The organism is Streptomyces sp. CG4 (genome assembly GCF_041080655.1).
In the GTDB taxonomy this organism is placed as follows: domain Bacteria; phylum Actinomycetota; class Actinomycetes; order Streptomycetales; family Streptomycetaceae; genus Streptomyces.
On the sequence record NZ_CP163525.1, the window covers coordinates 1,712,762 to 1,734,907 of the forward strand.

At 70.6% G+C, this 22,146-nt stretch carries 18 protein-coding genes; 8 read left to right on the top strand and 10 right to left on the bottom strand.

The genetic code is table 11. From position 1 onward, the window contains the following. Positions 1–47: 47 nt before the first annotated feature. Entirely contained in the window at positions 48–1,145 is a 1,098-nt protein-coding gene (locus AB5L52_RS07945) for an alpha/beta hydrolase family protein (RefSeq protein WP_369363110.1), read from the top strand. 189 nt (positions 1,146–1,334) lie between these two features. Further along, the gene (locus AB5L52_RS07950) at positions 1,335–2,192 is read left to right on the top strand and encodes a helix-turn-helix transcriptional regulator (protein WP_351025055.1); all 858 of its coding nucleotides are present in this window, start codon (positions 1,335–1,337) and stop codon (positions 2,190–2,192) included. Between the two features lie 27 nt (positions 2,193–2,219). Here AB5L52_RS07950 and AB5L52_RS07955 read toward each other — a convergent pair whose 3' ends face one another. The 8 genes from AB5L52_RS07955 to AB5L52_RS07990 all read right to left on the bottom strand — a co-directional run bounded on the left by AB5L52_RS07955 (position 2,220) and on the right by AB5L52_RS07990 (position 8,697). Continuing rightward, positions 2,220–2,672, bottom strand: coding sequence for an NUDIX hydrolase (locus AB5L52_RS07955; protein WP_351025052.1), 453 nt, complete (start codon positions 2,670–2,672; stop codon positions 2,220–2,222). 32 nt (positions 2,673–2,704) lie between these two features. Then, positions 2,705–3,991 (bottom strand): MAB_1171c family putative transporter, encoded by a 1,287-nt coding sequence (locus AB5L52_RS07960; protein ID WP_369363111.1) that lies wholly within the window; start codon positions 3,989–3,991, stop codon positions 2,705–2,707. An 11-nt stretch (positions 3,992–4,002) separates the two neighbouring features. Further along, positions 4,003–4,479, bottom strand: a complete 477-nt coding sequence (locus tag AB5L52_RS07965; protein ID WP_351025047.1) for a hypothetical protein — start codon at positions 4,477–4,479, stop codon at positions 4,003–4,005. 334 nt (positions 4,480–4,813) lie between these two features. Continuing rightward, positions 4,814–5,251 carry a hypothetical protein gene (locus tag AB5L52_RS07970; protein WP_369363112.1) on the bottom strand — a complete coding sequence of 146 codons (438 nt, stop codon included), beginning with the start codon at positions 5,249–5,251 and terminating at the stop codon, positions 4,814–4,816. 51 nt (positions 5,252–5,302) lie between these two features. Beyond that, positions 5,303–6,163: a heavy metal-binding domain-containing protein gene (locus tag AB5L52_RS07975; protein WP_351025041.1), complete on the bottom strand. Its 861-nt coding sequence runs from the start codon at positions 6,161–6,163 to the stop codon at positions 5,303–5,305. Positions 6,164–6,176: 13 nt separating this feature from the next. Beyond that, complete coding sequence (locus tag AB5L52_RS07980; RefSeq protein WP_369363113.1) at positions 6,177–7,118, bottom strand: heavy metal-binding domain-containing protein; 942 nt, start codon at positions 7,116–7,118, stop codon at positions 6,177–6,179. 196 nt (positions 7,119–7,314) lie between these two features. Beyond that, positions 7,315–8,013: a metal-dependent hydrolase gene (locus AB5L52_RS07985; protein ID WP_351025036.1), complete on the bottom strand. Its 699-nt coding sequence runs from the start codon at positions 8,011–8,013 to the stop codon at positions 7,315–7,317. Positions 8,014–8,193: 180 nt separating this feature from the next. Then, on the bottom strand, positions 8,194–8,697 hold the full coding sequence (locus AB5L52_RS07990; RefSeq protein ID WP_351025033.1) for an LURP-one-related family protein: 504 nt from the start codon (positions 8,695–8,697) through the stop codon (positions 8,194–8,196). Positions 8,698–8,807: 110 nt separating this feature from the next. On the opposite strand from AB5L52_RS07990, the gene AB5L52_RS07995 reads away from it, so the two are divergent. The 4 genes from AB5L52_RS07995 to AB5L52_RS08010 all read left to right on the top strand — a co-directional run bounded on the left by AB5L52_RS07995 (position 8,808) and on the right by AB5L52_RS08010 (position 16,154). Further along, the gene (locus AB5L52_RS07995) at positions 8,808–9,206 is read left to right on the top strand and encodes a hypothetical protein (protein ID WP_351025029.1); all 399 of its coding nucleotides are present in this window, start codon (positions 8,808–8,810) and stop codon (positions 9,204–9,206) included. An 811-nt stretch (positions 9,207–10,017) separates the two neighbouring features. Then, the gene (locus tag AB5L52_RS08000) at positions 10,018–11,457 is read left to right on the top strand and encodes a M14 family zinc carboxypeptidase (protein ID WP_351025027.1); all 1,440 of its coding nucleotides are present in this window, start codon (positions 10,018–10,020) and stop codon (positions 11,455–11,457) included. A gap of 508 nt (positions 11,458–11,965) precedes the next feature. Then, the gene (locus tag AB5L52_RS08005; RefSeq protein ID WP_369363114.1) at positions 11,966–14,905 is read left to right on the top strand and encodes a SpoIIE family protein phosphatase; all 2,940 of its coding nucleotides are present in this window, start codon (positions 11,966–11,968) and stop codon (positions 14,903–14,905) included. 205 nt (positions 14,906–15,110) lie between these two features. Beyond that, positions 15,111–16,154, top strand: coding sequence for a PP2C family protein-serine/threonine phosphatase (locus tag AB5L52_RS08010; protein ID WP_351025022.1), 1,044 nt, complete (start codon positions 15,111–15,113; stop codon positions 16,152–16,154). A gap of 80 nt (positions 16,155–16,234) precedes the next feature. On the opposite strand, the gene AB5L52_RS08015 is transcribed toward AB5L52_RS08010, so the two are convergent. Further along, on the bottom strand, positions 16,235–16,900 hold the full coding sequence (locus tag AB5L52_RS08015; RefSeq protein WP_369363115.1) for a hypothetical protein: 666 nt from the start codon (positions 16,898–16,900) through the stop codon (positions 16,235–16,237). A 274-nt stretch (positions 16,901–17,174) separates the two neighbouring features. On the opposite strand from AB5L52_RS08015, the gene AB5L52_RS08020 reads away from it, so the two are divergent. Both AB5L52_RS08020 and AB5L52_RS08025 read left to right on the top strand, forming a co-directional pair. After that, positions 17,175–17,894, top strand: coding sequence for a rhomboid-like protein (locus AB5L52_RS08020; protein WP_369363116.1), 720 nt, complete (start codon positions 17,175–17,177; stop codon positions 17,892–17,894). Further along, entirely contained in the window at positions 17,888–18,274 is a 387-nt protein-coding gene (locus AB5L52_RS08025) for a MarR family winged helix-turn-helix transcriptional regulator (protein ID WP_369363117.1), read from the top strand. The genes AB5L52_RS08020 and AB5L52_RS08025 overlap by 7 nt, the downstream gene beginning before the upstream one ends. A 41-nt stretch (positions 18,275–18,315) precedes the next feature. Here AB5L52_RS08025 and AB5L52_RS08030 read toward each other — a convergent pair whose 3' ends face one another. Then, on the bottom strand, positions 18,316–21,951 hold the full coding sequence (locus tag AB5L52_RS08030) for a hydantoinase B/oxoprolinase family protein (protein WP_369363118.1): 3,636 nt from the start codon (positions 21,949–21,951) through the stop codon (positions 18,316–18,318). Between the last annotated feature and the right edge of the window lie 195 nt (positions 21,952–22,146).

Genomic DNA, 22,146 nt, shown 5'->3' on the forward strand with positions numbered 1-22,146 from the left:
CGAGTCCGCTGATTCTCTCTCATCACTTCGACTCATCAGGAGAACACATGCGTTTACGCACCCTCTGGCGCAGCGGGATGATCGCCGTGCTCACGGCGGCGGTCACCGTCAGCACGGCCGGGCCGGTATCAGGCGCGCCCCGGGCGTCCGCGGCATCCCGGGCCGCCCTCGTACCCGCCGTGGACCGGGAGGTCCGGTTCACCGCGGACGGCACGATCGCGTACGGCACGCTGCACATACCCGCCCATCGCGCGGGCCGCAGGCTCGCCGCGGCGCTGCTGCTTCCCGGCAGCGGCCCGACCGACCGCAACGGCGACGAGCCGCCCGACTTCACTCCCCACACCCTGGCCCTCATGGCCGGCGTCCTCAGCGGTGACGGCGTGATGAGCCTGCGGTTCGACAAATACGGCACCGGGCGGACGGGCCTGGGCGGACGCACCAGCGCTCCCGACATGGCCGGCTACACCCGGCAGGCCGTGGCCGCGTACACCACCCTGCGCGCCCAGCCTGAAGCCGACCCGCAGGCGCTGCTGGTGGTCGGTCACAGTGAGGGCGGCCTGCAGGCGCTGCTCGTCGACCGCGCCGTACAGCCGAAGCCCGCCGGGCTCGCGCTCTTCGCCCCGCAGGACATGCGGCTGCTGGACCTGATCCGCGGCCAGCTGGCGGCGGACTTGAACCGGGCGGTCGCCACAGGCCAACTCACCGCGCTCCAGGCGGCGTTGAACAACCGGGGCGTGGCGAGGGCCGTCGCGGACTTCCGTGCCGGGCGCCCGGTTGACACCTCGGGGCTGCTGCCGTCCCTCTCCGCCCTCCTCAAGGGCATGTTCGGACCGGTCAACGCGGATTTCGTCCGCAGTGACGACGCCCTCTACCCGCCGTCCGTCGCCCGGGGCGTCGCGCCCGGCACGCGTACGCTCGTCACCTGCGGCACCGAGGACACCAATGTGCCCTGCCGGACGCTGCCTTCTCTGCTGTCGGCCCTCACCGCCGCCCGCACCACCGGCCCAGGGCTACGGGTCCTCCCCGGGCTCGACCATCTCCTCCACACCGCCGGCACCCCGGTCAACGATCCGGTGATGGCGCCGGCCGCGCAGCAGGCCCTGCACGACTTCGTCCGTCCCTGGCGACGGTTCACACAGGGCTGAGGCTCTCTTCCAGCACCCGGGCGGCTCGGCGACTGTTCAGGTGAAGGGGATCGTGGGTGTGGTCGTTGCCACCACCCCCGTGGGCGGCAACGACCACACCTCGATCACCGGAAGGGGAAACTATCCCCTTTTAGTGATCTGATCAAGTGGCTAGAGTGGCTTCGTCCACCCATCTGATGGAGTACCCGCATGCCCGAGCGCACCTTCGACGGCCGTGAACTGCGCAACCGCCGCGTGCTCCTGCGCCGGTCCCAGTCCGAGCTGGGTGCGGTCCTGGGTGTGGGGACCAACGCCGTGTCGCGCTGGGAGACCGGTCAGGCCACTCCCCCGCCCGAGCGGCTTCCGGGCATCGCCGCAGCACTCGACGCGGACCTCGATGAGCTGTTTCCGCGTCGGGAGCCGCCCAACCTCGCCGACCTGCGATGCGACGCCGGCATGACGCAGGCCGACACCATGGCGGTCACGAAGACCCGGTCACCGATGTCGGTCCGCGCCGCCGAACGCGGCAAGCGGCCGCTGCCGGAGGCGTTTCACGAAGGGCTCGCGGGTGCCTACGGCATCAGCGTGCCGGAGCTGCTCGCCGCCCAGAAGCGCAGCTTCGGTCACATCGTGCCCGTGCGAGCCTGCGCGGGGGTGTCGGCGGCCTCGGTGGCGCACAAGCTCGCGCACCTGCGGGACGACGTGTTCCAGGGCGCGCTGCCGTCGGACACCGAGATCGCCGACGAGGGAAACCGCAAAGCCGGCAAGCCCGTGCTCACGGCGGCTCTGGTCGAGGCGCTGCGGCTGGGCACGTACGCCGGTGTCTCGGACGAGATCCTCCATGCCCTGGCGCTGGCCCTTGATGTGCCGTCAGTGTTTTTCCAGAGCCCGGATCCGCAGATCGAACGTCTGGTGGTGTCGACGCGCGCCGTTCGGAACAGTTTCACGGTGGAGGCGGCGCGCGGCGGCGAGAACGAGATTCCCGCCGCCGCGCGGGCCGAACTTCTGGACTTCATCAGCAGCACGATGGCCGAGATCCTCGGCCCGGATTCCGGTTTGTCCGAGTGAGCTTCGCCGCCCGGCCTCCGCTCCCGGCTAGCGTGCGAACTCGCGGTACGTGGTGCTTCCCGCCGCGAGACATGCCAGCGCCGCCTCCCAGACCGGCCGCACGGCGGGCGGGATCTCGTCCGGACCGATCTCGTCGGGTGCGCTGAACCGGTAGTCGGTCAGCTCGCTCTCCTGCAGGACGATCGAGGCCCGCTGCTCTTCGCTGAGGACTCCGCCGTCGAAGACGAAGTAGATATGGCTGCCGGCCGGCGTCCGGACGAAGGCGCTCACCAGGAGCTGCCCGATCGCCTGGTCGATGCCGAGTTCTTCCAGCAGCTCACGGCGCGCCGCCTGGGCCGGCGTCTCGCCCTCGTCGACGCCGCCGCCCGGAAGGTTCCAGCCCGGCTTGTAGCCGGGCTTGACGATCAGGAACCGGCCCTCGCCGTCTCGCAGGACCGCCGCGGCGGACATCGTGGGGCGGGCGGGGTTGGGGGAAGTCATGTGCAAACCTCGGAGTTCTCGGTATCGGTTGCTCAACTGCGGCCGGTGGGCCGGCGGGCGAGAAGATTCTGGGCGTCGGCGGGTGTGGTGAGTCTGTAGGCGGATGCCAGGTTCCGCAGGTGGGTGACCTCCTCGCGCGGAGTGGCACCGGAGTCGAAGGGATACGGCGCGCTCGGGCCGGCCGGCTCGTGCACGGGGGCGTCGACCGTGGACAGCGCGGCGCGGATCCAGAGCGCTTCGGCCTGCACCTCGGTGGCGTGCTGTGGCCTGAGGTCGGTCTCGGCGCGCGCCAAGGCGCGCTCGGCAAGGTCGTGGGGCGCATGACGCCGCAGCAGGAAGACCACGTCGCGGATGTCCATGGCGAATCGGTCCAGGCGGGCCGGCAGCGACGGGTCCGGGCTGAAGAGCACATCGCGGGCGGCATCGAGGCGTGCCGCCTTCTCTGTGATGCGGGAGAAGAACGTACTGGGGCGGTGCCGGACGGCATCCGGGAAGCGCAGTGCGAGCTGCCGCCAGAGAGGAGAGAGGCCGACGAGGCTGCGCAGGGCGTCGTACCGCTCGCGTGCGGCGTGCGTCGCCGGGGCGATGGCGCCGAGGCCCCAGAGCAGAAAGCACAGGTACAGGAGGGTGTCGGTCACCGTCTCCTGGGTGTGTTCCGTGCCGTCCGAAACCCTGGAGAACGTGACCACCAGGAGGAAGGCTATGCGGAGCACCGAGTAGACCGTCGTGATCACCATGGCGGCCGACATCATCCGCAGGCCGTTGCGCAGGGAACGGAACGGTGCGTCCCTGACGGCGCCTCCCCACTGGACCGCGCACACGGCGGCCGAGACACCGGCGTACAGATAGAACAGACCCATGTACACGGCGAGGGCCGCCTCGCCGCGGTACCGCTGGATGAAGAAGGGGGTGGAGGTGTCGGGTTTGCCCAGGAGGAAGAAGAAGATGACCGCCATCGCCAGGAGGGTGGCCAGCGAAGCCCGGGTGGCGACGCGGTGGACGACGGCGGACAGCCGTACGGCACGGGACCGCTCGCCGTCCGGGCCGGCAGTGCGGTAGACGGCCGTGACGTAGCGGAGGATGACGCAGATGCCCATGATGGACAGTACGTGCTTCACGAAGTAGGCCAGGTCGGGCAGGCCGAGGCTGTCCAGCACGGTGCGTCCTGCGGTCGAGCGACTCAGCCATGCGGCGGCGAAGGCCACGAAGGCCCCCCACAGCGACCGATCTCGCATATGGCCCCTGGCCGCCGATCTGGCTCTCAGGCCGGCTTGTATGAGGAGCAGGCCCGCGATGAGGTAGGCCAGGAGGTCGGACATGTTCGGGTCCTTCAAGTCTTGGGCCTGCCGTAGGTGAAGTCCTGGGCGAGGCTTCGCGTGGTCGGGTCGTCGATGGCGTGCTGGGTCTGCGCCATCCGGTTGATGAGCGCGGCCGCGTCCTCCGCACGCTGTTCGACCCGGGTCTCGTATCGCCGACGGGCGGCGGCCCGCCCCTCGGCCACCAGTTGCTCGGCGCGCTCGGGCGAGAAGTTGGTCAGCAACTCGTCGGTGCCGATGACACCGGTGGAGTCCTCGGCCCACAAGTGGACCAGCTCGTGCAGCTTGACCTGTCTCTCGTGCCACGGGGAACCGCTGTTGACGTAAAAGATCAAGTCGAGGGGTCGGGTGTCGTGCCGGACGTACAGACCGCAGATACCGGTGACGCCGGCGATGCGGTCCGGCAGTGGTTTCATGACGATCCGCCGGCCCCGGGCCTGTTCCATGTTCCGGACCAGCTGGTCCAGGTCGAAAGGCTCCGGCAACGGCATCGAAGAGACCAGCAGTTGCGTCTCGCGACGGAGCGCACGCCGCGATCGCCGGCCGCGAGCGGGCGTCAGGAGAGCGTATGCGGCATTACGGGTGGGGTCTGCTCCCGTGCCCGTTTTCTGCTTTCTTCGACCATGACCGATCATCCACACGCAGGTTCCGCTCTCACGCCTCCGGCGACGTCCTGAAGTTCCCACCACGCAGAACCACAGGAACGGCCGCTTTCGTAAGTATCCCACGGACCCCCGGGAACCAGCCGGGCCGCCTAGTCGCCGCGGCCGGGTACATGCGCCAGGCTCTGCCCGTGGCGGGCCGGTTGGCGCCGAGGCGGCGGCGTCACTCCCCGAGCACCAGCCGCTCCAGCGCCGCCCGCGCCCGTGCGTCGGACTGGGCACGGGCCGCGACCGCGACCGCGAGCTCCCTTGTCCACTCGTCCAGCGCCACCGGGCGCCGCGAGAGCACCACGCCGCGGACCTCCTTGCACACCTCGCCCTGGGGACGCGACCCCGCCAGGTCGAGCACGAGACGCTGCTCGCCGAGGAAGACCTCGACCCGCTCGACACGGCCGTCGCGCCCCGCGAGCCGGTCGGCCAGGCCCCGCTTGCGCTCGACGGCGACGGAACCCGGCGGCAGCGCCTCCGCGAGCGTCCCGGTGAGCACCTGGGCGTAGACCTCCAGGTCGGCGGCGTCCCTGCGCAGCGCGGCCGTCAGCAGGTCGATGGAGTCCTGTTCCCCGTCGGGCTCGAACGGGACGGGATCGTGGGGCGAGGTCATCGCGGGGCCTCTCGTGGTGTGCGGTTGATCCGGGTCTGCTGGGCCGGGTGCTCAGCCGTCCAGGCCGAGCACCATCGTCGGGCGCTCGATGACGTGGTCGTCGCGCAGCGGCCGCACGGCCGTGCCGATCGCGAAGAACTCGGTGGTGTGACCGCCCCAGCGGTGGTTGTGCGCATTGAGCTGCACGCCGACGATGCCCTCCGCCCGCAGCTCCTCCGCCTCGTGCTGCATCCGCGCCATCGCCAGCTCCCGCGCGTCGTACAGCGCCTGCGTGAACTGCTCGATCTCCACGTTCTTGCCGATGTTGGAGAACATCTGCCCCATCCGCTGGTGCGCGATGTGGTAGACGCAGGTGCCCATCACCATGCCCAGCGGGGCGTAGCCGGCACGGATGAGTGTCCAGAAGTCCTGACCGTTGAGGTCCGACGTGAACGGCTGGCCCTTGAGGTTGCGCCAGCTGCCGCCGTTGCCGCCCGGCGCCGGATGATCAGCCTTGACAGCGGTGCCGATCGCGATGAACTCCGCGATGTCGTTGCCGAATTCACGGGCTTCGACGCTGAGCCGTACGCCGACGACGCCGTCCGCGCCGAGTTGGGCCGCCTCCGCCTCCATGCGGGTCATGGCCAGCTCACGGGCGTGGTACATCGCCTGGCTGAGCGTGGTCAGCTCCTGGTTCTTGCCCCAGCGGCCCAGCTGAATGCCCACGTGGTAGATCGAGCTGCCCAGGACGAGCCCGATGGGCCGGAATCCCGCCTCGCGCACCAGCAGGAACTCGTTGACCGACAGGTCGCTGGTGAAGATCGAACCCGGCTTGCCCGGCTGCAGTTCGGCGAGCCGCCGCATCGCGTCGGCCGGGACACCCTGTGCCGACCTGCCGTCGGGAGTGCCGTCGGCGGGGTTGAAGACGGTCATGAACGGGTTCCCCTCATCGTATGTCGGTGGCGGTGCGGCGCATGGTTCGCCGGCGTCGTTCCGGGTCCAGCGGCATCACGGTGAGTGTGCGGGGCGGCTGCTCGCGTGCCGTGAAACGGGCGACGGTGGTGCCCAGCAGCGTCGCCTCAGCCACGTGGTCCTTCTGGTCGTCGTTGCTCCTGCGCGTGCACGACTCGCCCCAGATGCGCACGCGGCCCGCGGAGAGGATCACGCCGTCGCCGCCCCGCCGCCCGCTCTGTGCCCGCAAGTGCGCACGGGCGTCGGAGCGCACTGCCTGAACGAATTCGGTCCAGCCGCTGACCTCGGTGTTGCTCCACGAGCGCGTCTGCGCGCGGGTGGTGTAGTCGTCGTGGCGTACGCCGATGGACATCCCGTACAGCAGCTCCACCGGGACCCATCCCGCGGTCACCAGCTTCGCGAACCCCTGGCCGTCGAGGTGGCAGGTGAACGGCTGCGGCGCCCGTACCGTCCCGGCCGCGCGCACCGCGGTCCCGATCACCTTGAACTCCAGGCAGTTGGGCTGTGCCACGAAGGGCGCCACGGTCAGCTGTGCCGCGACGACGCCGTCGCCGCCGAGAGCCGAGCACTCGGCGGTCATCCGGTCGAGGGCCGAGCGACGCGCCCGGTCGAGCACCTCGACGAGCCCGGCGGACGGGGCGCCGCGTCCGGAGAGGGCTATGGGCGCCGGGGCGCTGCTGAAGGCGTACCGCATCCCCCCGTAAAGACAGTCGTGATAGCCCCAGTACCGTCCGCTGCGGCCCACGTGGTAGACGGCCGAGCCCATGACCTGGCCCACCGGCTCGAACCCCACGGCACGCAGTGCGGCGAACTCACCGGTGGACAGGGCCGATGACCACGTCCCGCTGCTCCGCACCTCCGCGATCCGCGCGGCTGCCCCCGGGGGCAGTCCAGCCCCCGTCCATTCCCCGCTCATGGACACCAACTTCCCGCCTCGTACCCCGCGCAAGAGTCTGGCGTCTCGAGTCTATGCCCGGCTGCCCGGGGCACCAGGGGTAGGTGGGCGACGCACACGAGCAGTTGGTGAAGCGGACGAAGGGGGCGCATTACGGTGGTGCACGAGAGAGAGCCTTTCTCGGGCCGTCACGACGGCACGGCCTCGCTCCTCCACGTCAATGCAAGGGATGCGGCGACAGGACCGTCAGCCAGAGCAGGACGATGGTCCCGGCGCCCATCAGCGGCGTCAGTATCTCGGTCTCCAGCTTGTTGCCACTGCTCTTGATCAGCACGATCTCGTAGCGGGTCTTCAGCGGCCACAGCCAGGGGGCGCCCTGCTTGGTGATGGAGTCACCCAGCAGGTGGGCCAGGCAGCCCAGACCGACCGCGTAGGGCAGCCAACCCGGCGCGGAGGGGATGAACTTGGCGATCGCCGCGGTGCCCAGCGCTGCCATGGCCACGATGGTGCCCCAGGCATGGAAACCGTGGCCGGGCGGGCAGACATTGAGGGCGCGAACCGCCATCGCCAACAGGAAGAAGCACATCCCGAGCGTGAACGGCCTGCCCAGATAGGCGATTCCGGCCCAGGTGCCCACGGTCATGAGGGCGATGAAGAACAGGGAGTGCGTGGCATGACGGTGACCACCGGAGATCCAGGCGACGAACCGGCACAGCGTCCGGGAGACCGGACCGAGGAAGTTCGCGATCGTGCCGTCGTGGTGGTCGAGGTCGGGCAGCAGCGCGGCGCCCGCGCACAGCACTGTGCCCATCAGGATCTCCTGGGGCTGCAGATGCGTGTGCAACAGCACGGGTGGAAGGTACGGAGAGGTGCCGGCGAACAGCAGCGCGCCGCTCACGGCATGCGAATGACCCATCACGATGAGGTGGTTCTCCCCCGATCAGGCGCCGTCCCAACGGCGCGTCGATGTCCGAGCATCACAGGTGTACCGGGTCCGAGGCGCACATGTGTCAGTGGGGTACGTGCACCGAACCGGTGTGTGCGGCCGGCAAGGCCCTCGGCCGCGTCCGTGCCTGTGCCTGTGGCTGTGGCTGTGTCAGAGATTGGTGAGTTGTTCGCTCCTCTGGTCCTCGATGATGTGGTCCACACACACCGCGAGGACGATCAGCAGCAGCCAGTCGGGTTCGTACATCACGTCCACGGCGTAGGCGTCGCGGATGCTGAACCAGCGGCGCGAAATGTGTGCCAGGGTGGCGCCGTTGTCCGCGATGTCGAACTCGCGGTCCCAGAGGTTGCCGGCTATGCGCAGCCGGCGCCCGTCCCGCAGCGTCACCTTGAAACGGTCGCCGAAGAGGCGGAACCTCCGCTTGCTGATACGGCCGACGTTCTCGCCGTTCTGCTTGATCAGGATCGTGTGATGAAGGGTCAGTGCCTTCTTCACGATGCTCGCGACGTGGTCGCCCCGGGTGTCCACGAAGTGGAACGTCGTGCGCAGCCGCATCAGTTTGCGGTCGACCTTGAACAGCTTCTGCCGGTGCTCCGTCTCGACCCAGGCCTCCTCGTGGAAGGCCAGCATGCGATCGCGTACCAGGTAACGCATGGAAAGACCCCGTCCAGATCCGGAGATGGCAAGAAACCTCTGTCCGCAATAATAGTTGCGCCCTTGCGCAAGGCAGCAACGGCATCCACACCCGAAACGGGGAGTTGCACATGACCACCACAAACCGCCACAACCCGAAGAGCCGCTTGTCCGCGCTGCTCCTGACGCTCCTGACACTCCTGCTCGGACTGGGCCTGACGGTGACCCCGGCGGCCGCCGCGACCGACGCGCAGCACGGGACGACGACGGCAGCCGTCACCACCGTACGCACCGGGCACGCGTCACCGGGCACCGCCTCCGACGTCAGCCTCCGTCACCACACGTCCCGGCATCACGCCTCATCGGCTCGGCTCCACACCACGAGGACCAAGAAGAAGAGCGGCTTCTTCAAGAAGCTCGGCATCTTCCTGCTGGTCCTCGTCATCCTCGTCATCCTCTTCATCGCCCTGGTGGTCTGGTTCGTGGTCCGCCTCATCCGCCGGGCCTTCGGCCACGGCCGCCGACACTGAGCCGTCCGCGCCGCGCCACCGGCGCGGACCGCGCTGCGCGCAGCGTCCGCCGACCGCCAGGCGTTCGTCGTGCGTCGCGCATCGTGCGTTGGGCATCGGACGTTGGACGTCGGGCGTCGTCGAGAGGGCGATGGCCTCGTCGGGGCTGACGGCCTGTCGGCGAGCAGGCAACAGCGGTGCCATCGCCAGGAGTTGGAGCTCATCCCGGGAGAGTCAGGAGCCGCCCTCGGGGAGCACCCTGGGAGTCCGTCGCACAGAGCGCGGACCGTCCCACAGGCCACCGTCGACGGCCGAACCGGCGGGCGCGCAGCAGGTCGGCGCGGACGGTGTCCCGCCCATGGCCGACCGGGTGGGACGACCCCGCCGTCCAGAACCCGACGCCCGCCTTCGGCGAACTGCGCCGGACGGCACGGGAAGACGCGCCCGAGGCCCTGCTCGGCGACGACGCCCACGACAGCGACGTCGACCGGCGAGAGCATACGCGGGCACGGGATCCTTCCGGTGATCCCCCGGCACCGCGAGCCCGACATCCGCGGCCTGGGCACGCTGCCCTCCGTCCACCAGGATCGCTTCGGCTCTTCGTCGCGCCCGCGCCGGTGCCCGACTTCAGCACCCGCAGGCCTTCCGGCTCGGCCCGCACGGCCTGCCCCCGGTCGCACGTGACGAGCCGAACCGACCCGGTCTGCCGAAACAGCATCGCCGCGGTCCGAGCCGGCGGTCAGGAGGACCCGCTCGTACCGTACGACCCATACCACTTACATCATGGACATGCCATATTGAGGAGGACCATCCCCCACGAAAGGTCACCTCCATGGCACACAAACGCCTGGCGGGCCTGACCGCCGGTACCGTCATACTCGCCGCCGCCCTGCTGCCACAACTGGCGCATGCCAGCACCGGCATGGACGCCGCAGCGGGCCGCGCCACCGCCCCCGGCCACGGCCACGGCCGCGCCCACGGTGGGTACCGTACGGTCGTCATCTACCGCGTGCCCACGCGCAATCCGCGCACGGACGCCGAGCGGCTCGTCGACTCCGGATACGACCTGCTGGAGAAACGGCAGGGCAACAGTCTGTTCGTCTCCGGCGACACGTCGACCGCGACCGGACTGCGACGGCTCGGCTTCAGCCCCGCCGTCGTCACCACACTGACCGAGGCAGTCCCCTCCCCCGCCGTGGCGCCCCACGCCGTGGGCGACACCTACGACGGCGGCTACCACACGGTCACCGCTCAGTACTCCCACATGAACGACGCTGCGTCCCAACACCCCGACCTCGCGAAGGTCGTGACGTACGGCCAGTCATGGCTCAAGCAGAAAGGGAAGGGCGGCCGCGACCTCAAGGCGATATGCATCACGAAGATCCGGGCGGGCGACTGCGCACTCAGCCCGAACTCGGCCAAGCCGCGGTTCTTCCTGATGAGTCAGATCCATGCCCGCGAACTGACGACGGGTGAGATGTCGTGGCGCTGGATCGACGCGCTGACCAGCGGCTACGGCAAGGACTCGGCGATCACCAAGCTGATGGACACCACCGAGATGTGGGTGGTGCCCGACGCCAACCCCGACGGCGTCGACATGGTTGCGGCAGGCGGCGACAATCCCGTCCTGCAGCGCAAGAACGCCGACGACGCGCACGGCTCCCAGTGCGGGGTGAGCGCCTACAGCCAGATCGGCGTCGACCTCAACCGCAACGCCGGCACCCACTGGGGTGCCGCCGGCACCTCCCACGCGTCCTGCGACCAGACGTACGGCGGTCCCGCGAGCGACTCCGAGGTGGAGAACACCGCTCTGGAGAACCTCTTCCGCGAGCTGTTCCCCGCGGTGCGCACCGGCACCGGCAACACCGACCCCGCGCCGTCGACCGCCAAGGGCATGATGATCACCCTGCACAGCGACGCCAGTATGGTGCTCTTCCCCTGGGAGTACGACGCCACCGTGCACACCGGTAACGACGCCGCCCTGCGCGCGCTGGCCGCCCACATGGCCTCACAGACCGGCTACCAGTACGGCCAGGCGGGCGAGATCCTCTACAACGCCTCCGGCGGAACCGACGACTGGGCCTACGACAAGCTCGGCCTGGCCAGCTTCACCATCGAGATCGGCGACAGCGACGGCGCGGGCTGCGACGGCTTCACACCCGCGTACTCCTGCCAGGACAGCTACTTCTGGCCGAAGATCGAACCCGCCCTCCTGTACGCCGCCCAGCACGCCGCGGCCCCCTACACCGCCAAGTCCGCCACACGCCACTGACGTCCCGTTCCCGCGACAGCACACACCGGGTGTGTCCCTTCCCCCCCTCACGGCGGGTGGGACACACCCGCATTCACTGACAGGGCGAACCGTCCGCCACCGCAGGAGAGTTGACGGTCAGGTAGCGAACGGGTCTGCGTCCGGCCCCTGGCACCCGCGCCGCACCTGTGGCCATTCCATCGGCGGCAACAGGGCAACAGAGAGTGAGCTAACGCCACATACAGTTGATTCATTGCGAAAATCTGCCAGGGCAGGTTAAATCGCCTAAATTCATTCGGATGAGGATGGGTACGACGGATGTAGATCACTACGGTCCGCATCCGATCGCATCCAGCCCAGCGAGTAGCCGAGCGATGAGCGGAGGCGACAGTCGGCCGTGGTGGATACCAGAGGCAGCGATGCGCACGACATCGACTCGGCCACGCCCCGTGCTCCCCGCCCGCCGCACCAGGCTCAGGGACTGCGGACCATACCGACCGTGCCGCCCTCGGGGCGACACCGCATACGGATGCGGCTGCTCGACGCCGTGCACGAGGACCGGCGCGATGTCGAAGTGCTGCTGACCGCGCTCCAGCAGGCGGTGGCCGAGGTGAACGGCCTGGGCGGCATGGTGCATCTTCCGGGCGGCGGCATGAGCGGCGTCCTCTATCTGGTCGCCGACAGCGGCCTGCCGGAGTCGATGACCCGGCCCTGGCTGATCATCCCGGTCCGGGGCACGGCGCCGCCCGGCAGGGCCGCCCGCAACAACACCGTCACCTGGCGGCCCGACCTGGCCCCACCCGACCCGGTACCCGGCCGGGACCCCGCCGCCCTGTGGCCTTCCGGACTCCCCGCCGGCATCGGTCACCTGGCTGTCCCCATTCCGGGCCGTGGCCGGCGACGCGGCGCGCTCTCCGTCCTCTTCGCCCCGGGCGCCGAGCCCGGCCCGGCGGAGCACGCGTTTCTGAACGAGGTGGCGGCGTGGATGTCCGGAAGGCTCAGGTCGTCCGGGATCCTCAATCCGTCCCCCACCCTGCTGCGCGCCCTGGAAAACGGGCCAGGATCGCGGGAAACCTCCCCGTGGGACGTAGAGGGGGTGCCCTCCATCACGTACACCTGGGACCTGCGCACCGGCGAGCTGACCGCCGACGGACCCGTCGAGGAGGTGCTGGCCGGCGTCGATCCGGACGTGATGTACGGCGGTATCGAGGCGTGGGCAGCGCTGATCCACCCGGACGACCTGCCGGCGGCGGTAGCCGGCTTCGACACGGGCATCCAGCTGCGCGGCGGCTTCCAGAACGAGTACCGGATCCGGCGCCTGGACGGCACATACCTCTGGATCGAGGCCTGTGCCCGGACGATCACGGACGAGGAGGGCGCGCCGGTCAAGGTGATCGGCACCCTCCGGGACAGCAGCGAGACGCACGCCGCCGCCGAGTCGGTGGGGCGGGCGCTGCGCCACATGAGCGACGGCTTCGTCTCCCTGGACCCGGACTGGCGCATAGGGTTTCTCAATCAGGCCGCCGAGCAGCTCTTCGGCGCCGCGGGCGATGTGGCCGGAGAGCTGCTCTGGAACGTTCCGGCAGTGCGTGCCGTGCCGGGGCTGGAGCAACGGTGCCGGGCCACGGCGGCCGAGGGCCGGCCGGCCGGATTCGACGTACCGGGGCCGGACGGGACGTCCTGGTACCACCTGCGGCTGGTGCCGGTGCCGGAAGGCCTCACGCTCTACATCACGGACACCACCGAGCGGCATCTGCGCGAGGCCGAGCGGGCCGCGGCGGAGCGGGCGGCCGCGGAGCGGGCGGCCCTGGTGCAGCGGATCACGCGGGAGCTGGCCGAGACTGTCACGGCCCAGGACGTGATGGCGGCGGTGGCCGACGGCGTGATGACACCCCTGGGGGCCACCGGACTCATCATGCTCGGCGCGGTCGGCGACCGGCTGACCGTGGTCGGCTCCCGGGGGTATTCGGAGCGCTTCACCCGGCTGCTGGACGGGCAGTGGGCCGTGGGGGACACCGCGAACCCGGTGGGGGGCGCCCTGCGCGCCCGCGCCCCCCTCTGCATCTCCTCCCCGGAGGAGTTCGTGAAGAGCTACCCGGGGACCGAGACCCTGATCCGGGAGGGCGGCAAGCAGGCGTGGGCCTTTCTGCCGCTGGCGGTGTCGGGGCGCGAGATCGGCGCGGCGGTGCTCTCCTTCGGCCGGCCGCGGGTGCTGGACGATGTCGAACGGACACTGCTGACCGCGCTCAGCGGACTGATCGCGCAGGCTCTGGAGCGGGCCGGGCTCTACGACGAGGCGACGACCCGGGCCCGTACGCTCCAGCACAGCCTGCTGCCGCAGGCACTGCCCAAGCTGCCCGAGGTGACGACGGCGGCGCGCTACCATCCGGCCAAGCAGGGAGCCGACGTCGGCGGCGACTGGTACGACGTGATCCCGCTCTCCGCGGCGCGGGTGGCGCTCGTGATCGGCGACGTCATGGGCCACGGCATGGCCGAGGCGGCCACCATGGGCGGGCTCCGCACGGCCGTCCGCACCCTCTCGGAACTGGAGCTGCCGCCGGACGAAATCCTCGGCCACCTCAACGACATCGTCGGCGAGCTGGGCACCGATGCCTTCGCAACCTGCCTGTACGGCGTCTACGACCCGGTGAGCCGGCGTCTGTCGTACGCCAGCGCCGGTCAGCCGCCCCCGGCGGTGGCCCACCCCGACGGCACCGTCACCTTCCTGCCCATGACCCCGGACCCGCCGCTGGGGGTGGCCGCTCCCCCCTTCGAAACCCTTGAGACCGTACTGCCCGCCGACAGCCTGCTCGCCCTCTACAGCGACGGCCTGGTCGAGAGCAAGGACAGGGATGTCACCACCGGCATGAACCGCCTCGCCGAGTTCCTCTCCCAGTCCGTGACCGCCATGCCGACCCCGGCCTCCCCGGCCTCCCCGGCCTCCCCGTCCTCCCCGGCGGACGCGTCCGACCTGGACGCCCTCTGCGCCTCCCTCACCTCCGCCCTCCTCCCCGCCCATGGCGCGCTGAGCGATGACGCCGCCCTGCTGCTGGCCCGCACCCACCCGCTGGACGCGGAGAACGTCGCCGAGTGGCCGTTGCCCGAGGACCCGGTGGCGGCGGGCCAGGCCCGCGAACTGGTCCGCGCCCAGCTCAGCGACTGGGGCCTGGCCGACGAGGACCTGATCACGACCACCGAACTCCTGGTCAGCGAGCTGGTCGGCAACGTCGTCCGGCACGCCTGCGGCCCCATCCGGCTGCGCATGCTCCGCAGCCGCGCACTGATCTGCGAGGTCTCCGACGCCAGCCCGACCACGCCGCACATTCGCCACACCTGCGCCACCGACGAGGGCGGCCGCGGCCTGCAGCTCATCTCCGCACTCTGCGAGCGCTGGGGCACCCGCCACACCCGCACCGGCAAGTCCATCTGGACCGAACAGCCCCTCCCCGCGCTCAGCCAGGCCCGGTGACGGCGCACCAATCCTCCGGCGCTCCGGCCGGGTGACCTTCCAGCTTCTCGATACGCCGTTGGAAGCCAAAGCCGGCCGGTCGGTCCGGGCAGACGGCCGACTCCGACCCGCCAGAGCGCTATGCCCTCATTGCGTAGATATTCTGTGAAGTGTGATCGATTCTGGACGGCCGCGGCTCCGTCGTCGCCACGGCCAGGGGAGACTTGTGCGGCTGTCGCCGGTCATCCTGACCGGCGTCATCGCCAGCCTGGCGTACTCCACTCCCCCAGAAATGGCCTTCAGCCGCCTCCTGCCCGCGGCACCGGCCCTCGCCGCCGCCATGTGGCCGGTGCTCCCCACCGTCCTGCTGGGGACGGTCTGCCTCTTCCTGATGATCGGCCTCAGCATCGTGTTCCCCGGTCTGGGGACGTGGTGGACGGCTGCGGGGATCATCGCGGTCACCGTGGCGGCCGCGTACGGAAGTCATGTCCGGCTCCAGCGGGAGCGGACCCTCTTTCAGGTGCGGCTCGTCGCCGATGCGGCACAGCAGGTGGTGCTGAGTCCCATGCCGCGCCGCTTCGGGAGCGTCGAGATCGAGTCGCTGTATCTCGCCGCCGCGGCGGAGGCCCGTATCGGCGGGGACTTCTACGAGGTGGTCGACACGCGATACGGGGTCAGGCTGCTCATCGGTGACGTGCGGGGCAAGGGCCTGCCGGCAGTGGGGGCGGCCGCGGCGATCGTCAACGCCTTCCGGGAGGCGGCCTACGGCGAGGCCGACATGGTCAGCGTCGCGCGCCGGCTGGACGCCAGCAGCACCCGCTACAACGCCGCGTTTCCCCCCGAGGGACCGATGGAGCGCTTCGCCACCGCCCTTCTCGTCGAGATCCCGCACGGGGGGAGGCGTATCGGCATCCTCAACTGCGGACACCCCCCGCCGCTGCTCCTGAACCGCGGGAAACTCCGTGCCCTCGAGCCCACCACCCCCTCTCCCCTGCTCAACCTCGCGGAGCTGATCGGCGATCACTACAGCGTCGACACCTTCGACTTCGCCCCCGGCGACCTGCTGCTTCTCTATACCGACGGGGTCGCCGAGGCCCGCGCCCACGACGGCGAGTTCTTTCCGCTGGCGGCCTGGATGCGCCGACAGCCCCCGACGCCGCCCCGCGAGCTGCTCAGCGCTCTCCACCGCGACCTCCTCCGCTACAGCAGAGGACGCCTTGACGACGACATCGCGGCCCTCGCCGTGCGCCTGCGTGAACCCTCGGAGTAGGCCCCGCCCAGCATGCTGGGTCTCCTTGGACGGCCCTGCAGGCCGGTCAGCCTGGCCGGGGCGGCTGCGGCGTGGGCGTCTCAGGCGTCGCCGGAGAGCAGGTGCTGACCGACTTGGCGGAAGGCCCAGGAGCCGTGGGTGCGGGTGAAAACCCACACGAGGTCGAAGCGGTTCGGCCACGCCGCGGGCACGCCGCTGTTCGAGGCGCCAAGGGCGTTGACGATGGCCGGGATGCGCGAATGCTCCCAGCAGATCAGGACCGGTTGGGGAGCAGAAAGCGCGGCCTTGGCCAGTGCGGCTTCCTGGGACTCGGCAAAGGTGGTGTCCGGTGTGATGCCCAGGTGCCAGGCGAGCGGTGTCACGGTCTCCCGCATCCGGTGGGCGCCGGCGAGCGGGCCCTGGTCGGCGGCGGCGTAGATCGTACGCGGGCGCACGATGCCGGGTTTCAGGGCCTGGCCCTTCGGCGGGGCGAACAGCGCCGGCAGTGCCCCGGCCCGTTCCCAGCCGCGTCGGGTGAGGGACTTGGCGTCCGGACGGCCGCTCTCGTCGCTGCCGGATGCGTGGGTGCCGGGCTTCTCCCCGTGCCGGATGACCATGATGGTGGTGTTGTCTGCGATCGAGACTCCGGAAACCGGCGCGCCGGCGGGGTCGGACGCGGCTTTGCGCGCGTGCTTGCCCCCGCAGCCCGCAAGGACCGCGGGTGCGGCCGCCGCCATCGCGGCCAACGCCCCACGCCGACTGATCATGACGCGACCGGCGCCGCTACCGCCCGACACCCGCGCAGGTTCCTCCATCCGGCGTTCCACCAGGCGAAATCCTTCCCGTGCGTCGAACCACTGGTCGTGACGAGGGAAGTACAGCATCGCTTGGTGAGAACTCCTCTCATGTTGGCCGCCTTCGGAACCGGGCAAGGCGGCGGACGGTCTCTTCCCGGGAAGGCCGGGCACATCGCCCGTGCGCGCCCGAGCATGGGCGACGAGAACTGATCGAATATGCAGGAAACGGATGAGAATGAGGGCTGTGGAGACGTTGAGGCGGCGGCTGCCGGGCACCGCCGTGTACGTGACGGCCCTGCTGCTCACGGCATGGTGGCTCAAGGGGCAACCGGTGGCAGAGCGCGCCCGTTTCGTGCGCCACAACAGCAGCAACGTCCATCACCTGGATGTCGGCAAGTGGTGGACCCTGTTCACCAGCGGTCTGGTGGTCGACGGTGTCCCCGCCCTGGTCGGTATCACCGCAGTGGCCGGGGTCCTGGGATGTGCCGAATGGCGCTGGGGCACGCTGCGCGCGTGCGGAGTGTTCGTCTTCGGCCACCTCACCGCGACGCTCCTCACCGAGGGCGTCCTGTGGCTGATGCACGTCGTCCATCTGCCCGGCGTGCCCACCCGGACCCGTGACGTGGGCATCAGCTACGGCCTGGTGACGACCGCCGCCTGCCTGCTCGCCCTCGCCGCCGGCCGGCTGCGCCGCTACGGCCTGCCGCTGCTCGCCACGGTGCTGACGGCCGCCCTGCTGTACGACCAGGAACTGGCCGACGTCGGCCACCTGGTCTCCCTCGCGCTGGGCTCCCTCGCCGCGCGCACGGTGTGGCTGCGCACCCCGTCCGGCCCGGCACGCACGAAGCCCGTCGCGCCGGATCCCGTCGGCGCCGGCGCATCGCCCAGCGGGAGTCACTCTGCGGGGAATGACGGCATCGGTGCGCCGGAACGGCGCGGAGCAACTCCCATCGGCGGGTGCTGACAGCCCTTCCCATGGCCCAGGTCGAGCTGTTGCAGGTACTGGGTGAGCACTCTCCCGCCCACATCAGCGATCTGACCGCCCATCGGCGCCTGGCACCCAGCACGGTCAGCGGACTGATCGGCCGGATAATCGCGGCCGGGCTGGTCGCACGTGACGTCAGCCCCCTCGATCACCGGGCCTGTGTCGTCACGCTCACCGATACCGGCCGCGAGAAGCTCGCCGCCTGGACCAGGGCCCACGAACGCCGCATGGACACCGCCCTCGACGCCCTCGAAGCCCTCGACGACAGTGATCGCGCGGCGATCGCGGACGCGCTGCCCGCGCTCTTCCGGCTCGCCGAGCACCTCGGCGCGCCGGGGTACGGCACCGACCTGGGCTGAAGTCCACGCTCCAGCGCGCGGGCCTGTGCCCGGTGCGCCGATCAGCCGGGGGTGCTGTGCCGCCGCGCCGTCTCCTCGGTTCGGCCGTATCCGCCGCCGCCGGGGGTGCGAATGACGAGGACGTCTTCGGGGGCGACGTCTGCCGTGTCGTATCCGCGCAGGGGCGTGGTGGTGCCGTCGGTGTGTTCTACGAGGTTCTCGCCGAGGGCGCCGGGGCGGCCGCCGGCCATGCCGTAGGGCGGGACACGGCGGTGGCCGGAGACGACCGCGACGGTCATCGGTTCCAGGAAACGGATCCTGCGCTCCACACCGCACCCGCCGTGCCAGCGGCCCGCGCCCCCGCTGCCCTCGCGGATACGGAAGTCCTCCACCCGTACCGGGTAGCGCCACTCCAGGATCTCGGGGTCGGTGAGGCGGGAGTTGGTCATGTGCGTCTGTACGGCGTCCGCGCCGTCGAAGCCGTCGCCCGCGCCGGAGCCGGAGGCGATGGTCTCGTAGTACTGCACGTGGTCGTTGCCGAAGGAGAGGTTGTTCATGGTGCCGGAGCCCTCGGCCTGGGCGCCCAGCACGGCGTACAGGGCGCCGGTGACGGCCTGGGAGGTCTCGACGTTCCCGGCGACGGTGGCGGCCGGGTGGACGGGGGCGAGCATGCAGCCGTCGGGGATGCGGACGTCCAGGGGCTTCAGGCAGCCGCTGTTGAGGGGGATGTCGTCGGCGACCAGGGTGCGGAAGACGTACAGCACGGCGGCCATCACGACGGATGTGGGGGCGTTGGTGTTGCCGGGCTGTTGGGGTGAGGTACCGGTGAAGTCCAGTACGGCGCTGCGGGTTTCGTGGTCGACGCGCAGGGCGACCTGGAGGATGGCGCCGTTGTCCGTCTCGTAGCGGTGGTCGCCGTCGTGCAGGGTGGCGATGATGCGGCGCACGGATTCCTCGGCGTTGTCCTGGACGTGCCGCATGTAGGCGTGGACGACATCGAGCCCGAACTGGTCGATCATTGCGCGCAGTTCGTGGATCCCCTTGTTGTTGGCGGCGATCTGGGCGCGCAGGTCGGCGAGGTTGGTGTCCGGGTCGCGCGACGGGTAGCGGGCGGTCGTCAGCAGGTCGCGGGTCTCGGTCTCGCGGAACCGGCCCTCGCGCACCAGCAGCCAGTTGTCGAACAGGACGCCTTCCTCGTCGATGGTGGTGCTGAAGGCGGGCATGGATCCGGGGCTGATGCCGCCGATCTCGGCGTGGTGGCCGCGCGAGGCGACGAGGAAGAGGAGATGTTCGCCCGGTTCGTCGAAGACCGGGGTGACGACGGTGATGTCGGGCAGGTGGGTGCCGCCGTGGTACGGGTCGTTGATGGCGTAGACGTCGCCGGGCCGCAGCGAGCCGGTGTTGCGGCGCAGCACCTCCTTGATGGACTCGCCCATCGAGCCCAGGTGGACGGGGATGTGGGGCGCGTTGGCGATGAGGTTGCCGTCCGGGTCGAACAGGGCGCAGGAGAAGTCCAGGCGTTCCTTGATGTTGACCGAGTGGGCGGTGCTCTGCAGCCGGACGCCCATCTGCTCGGCGACGGACATGAAGAGGTTGTTGAAGACCTCCAGCATCACCGGGTCGACGCTGGTGCCGACCGCGACGCGGGACGGGCGGGGCCGGGAGCGGGCCAGGAGGAGGTCGCCGTGGGTGTCGGCGGTGGCTTGCCAGTCGGGGTCGACGACGGTGGTCGCGTCCGGTTCGGCGATGATCGCCGGGCCGTCGACGGTGTCGCCGGGGCGGAGGTCCTCGCGGCGGAACAAGCAGGTGGGCTGCCGGCGGCCCTGTGTGAACATCTCCACCGTGGCGGCCGGGCGCAGCGGGCCGTGCCGCGGCGGCAAGGCGGTCACCGTGTCGGCGGTGGTGGGGCCGGAGGAGCCGGTTGCCTCGATGGCGACGGCCTCGACGACCAGGGGCTTGGTCATGGTGAAGCCGTAGCGGTCCCGGTGGTCGCGCTCGAACGCGGCCCGCATGCGGTCCGCCGTATCCAACGCGACGGGCAGGGAGAAATCGGTGCCCTCGTAGCGCAGCAGCGCACGAGCGGTGGTGCGCACGGTCTCCTGCGGCACTCCGTCCTCGCGTAGTTGTGCGCGGGCCTGTTCCTCCAGTCCGGTGCGTACGGCCGTGAGGCGCGCGGCCGTCTCCGCCGCGTCGAGCGGGGCCTCGACGGAGCGTTCGCGCAGCGCGACGGCGTCGGCCATGCCGGAGCCGTACGCGGACAGCACCCCTGCCAGCGGCGGGACGAGGACGGTGTCGATGCCGAGCCGGTCGGCGACCGGGCACGCCACCTGGCCGCCCGCGCCGCCGAAGCCGACCAGCGCGTAGCGGGTGATGTCCCGGCCGCGCTGGACGGAGATCTTCTTGACGGCGCCCGCGATGTTGAGGACGGCGATGTCGAGGAAGCCCGCCGCGACCTCCTCCGGGCTGCGGCGCTCGCCGGTGGCGGTGGCGGTCTGCCCGGCCAGTTCGGTGAAGCGGGCGCGGACCGTTTCGTCGTCCAGGGTCTGGTCACCCGCCTTGCCGAACACCCGGGGGAAGAAGGCGGGTTGGATGCGGCCGAGCATGACGTTGGCGTCGGTGACGGTCAGCGGCCCGCCCCGCCGGTAGCAGACCGGGCCGGGGTCCGCGCCGGCCGAGTCGGGCCCGACGCGGTAGCGCATGCCGTCGAAGTGCAGGACCGAGCCGCCGCCCGCGGCGACGGTGTGGATGTCGGTCATCGGCGCGGTCATCCGCACCCCGGCCACCTGCGTGCCCAGCACCCGCTCGATCTCGCCCGCGAAGTGCGACACGTCGGTCGAGGTGCCGCCCATGTCGAACCCGATCGCCCGGTCGCAGCCGGCCCGGGTCGCGGCCCGCGCCATGCCGACGACACCGCCGGCCGGACCGGACAGCACGGCGTCCTTGCCCCGGAAGTGCCCGGCCTCGCGCAGACCGCCCCCGGACTGCATGAACATCAGCCGCACGCCGTGCAGTTCGCCCGCCACCTGGTCGACGTAGCGGCGCAGGATGGGCGAGAGGTAGGCGTCCACCACCGTGGTGTCACCGCGCGGCACCAGCTTGATCAGCGGGCTCACCTCGTGTGAGCAGCTGACCTGCGAAAAGCCGATCGCGCGGGCGGCCTCGGCGACGGCGTCCTCATGGCCGGGGTGACGATAGCCGTGCAGAAAGACGACCGCGGCGCTACGGAAGCCTTCCTCGTACGCATCCCGCAGCGCCTCGCGGGCGGCGTCCAGGTCGAGCGGGCGGACCGGCTCGCCGTGTGCACCGATCCTCTCCCCCACCTCGATCACCCGGTCGTACAGGGCCCGCGGGACCAGGATCCGGCGGTCGAAGATGTGCGGCCGGTTCTGGTACGCGATGCGCAGGGCGTCCCCGAAACCCCGGGTGGTGACCAGGACGGTCGGCTCACCGGTGTGGGTCAGCAGCGCGTTGGTGGCGACGGTGGTGCCCATCTTCACCACCTCGATCCGGTCGGCCGGGATCGGCTCGTCCGCCGCCAGTTCCAGCACCTGCCGGATCCCGGCGACCGCCGCGTCCCGGTACGCCTCCGGGCGCTCGGACAGCAGCTTGCGGCTGACCACCCCGGCCTTCGGCGTCACCGCCACGACATCGGTGAAGGTACCGCCTCGGTCGATCCAGAACTGCCAGCGACCCGTCATGAACTCATTGTGCTCCCGGCCACCGCCGCACAAAGGCCGACGACACAGCCGCCACAGACGACACAGGGGCCGTACGACGGGGACCGCCGGCGGCTCGCGCCGCCGATGACGGCGAGCCCCTCCGTTCCCACGACGTCTCCAGGCCGGGCGTGGAGGTGGATGCGCGAGAGCTCAGCCCCGTGCAGTGGGTGCTGT

Coding starts and splice junctions, on each gene's coding strand:
- AB5L52_RS07945 (WP_369363110.1), top strand. CDS start 48: ATGCGTTTACGCACCCTCTGGCGCAGCGGGATGATCGCCGTGCTCACG.
- AB5L52_RS07950 (WP_351025055.1), top strand. CDS start 1,335: ATGCCCGAGCGCACCTTCGACGGCCGTGAACTGCGCAACCGCCGCGTG.
- AB5L52_RS07955 (WP_351025052.1), bottom strand. CDS start 2,672: ATGACTTCCCCCAACCCCGCCCGCCCCACGATGTCCGCCGCGGCGGTC.
- AB5L52_RS07960 (WP_369363111.1), bottom strand. CDS start 3,991: ATGTCCGACCTCCTGGCCTACCTCATCGCGGGCCTGCTCCTCATACAA.
- AB5L52_RS07965 (WP_351025047.1), bottom strand. CDS start 4,479: ATGCCGTTGCCGGAGCCTTTCGACCTGGACCAGCTGGTCCGGAACATG.
- AB5L52_RS07970 (WP_369363112.1), bottom strand. CDS start 5,251: ATGACCTCGCCCCACGATCCCGTCCCGTTCGAGCCCGACGGGGAACAG.
- AB5L52_RS07975 (WP_351025041.1), bottom strand. CDS start 6,163: ATGACCGTCTTCAACCCCGCCGACGGCACTCCCGACGGCAGGTCGGCA.
- AB5L52_RS07980 (WP_369363113.1), bottom strand. CDS start 7,118: ATGAGCGGGGAATGGACGGGGGCTGGACTGCCCCCGGGGGCAGCCGCG.
- AB5L52_RS07985 (WP_351025036.1), bottom strand. CDS start 8,013: ATGGGTCATTCGCATGCCGTGAGCGGCGCGCTGCTGTTCGCCGGCACC.
- AB5L52_RS07990 (WP_351025033.1), bottom strand. CDS start 8,697: ATGCGTTACCTGGTACGCGATCGCATGCTGGCCTTCCACGAGGAGGCC.
- AB5L52_RS07995 (WP_351025029.1), top strand. CDS start 8,808: ATGACCACCACAAACCGCCACAACCCGAAGAGCCGCTTGTCCGCGCTG.
- AB5L52_RS08000 (WP_351025027.1), top strand. CDS start 10,018: ATGGCACACAAACGCCTGGCGGGCCTGACCGCCGGTACCGTCATACTC.
- AB5L52_RS08005 (WP_369363114.1), top strand. CDS start 11,966: ATGCGGCTGCTCGACGCCGTGCACGAGGACCGGCGCGATGTCGAAGTG.
- AB5L52_RS08015 (WP_369363115.1), bottom strand. CDS start 16,900: ATGATCAGTCGGCGTGGGGCGTTGGCCGCGATGGCGGCGGCCGCACCC.
- AB5L52_RS08030 (WP_369363118.1), bottom strand. CDS start 21,951: ATGACGGGTCGCTGGCAGTTCTGGATCGACCGAGGCGGTACCTTCACC.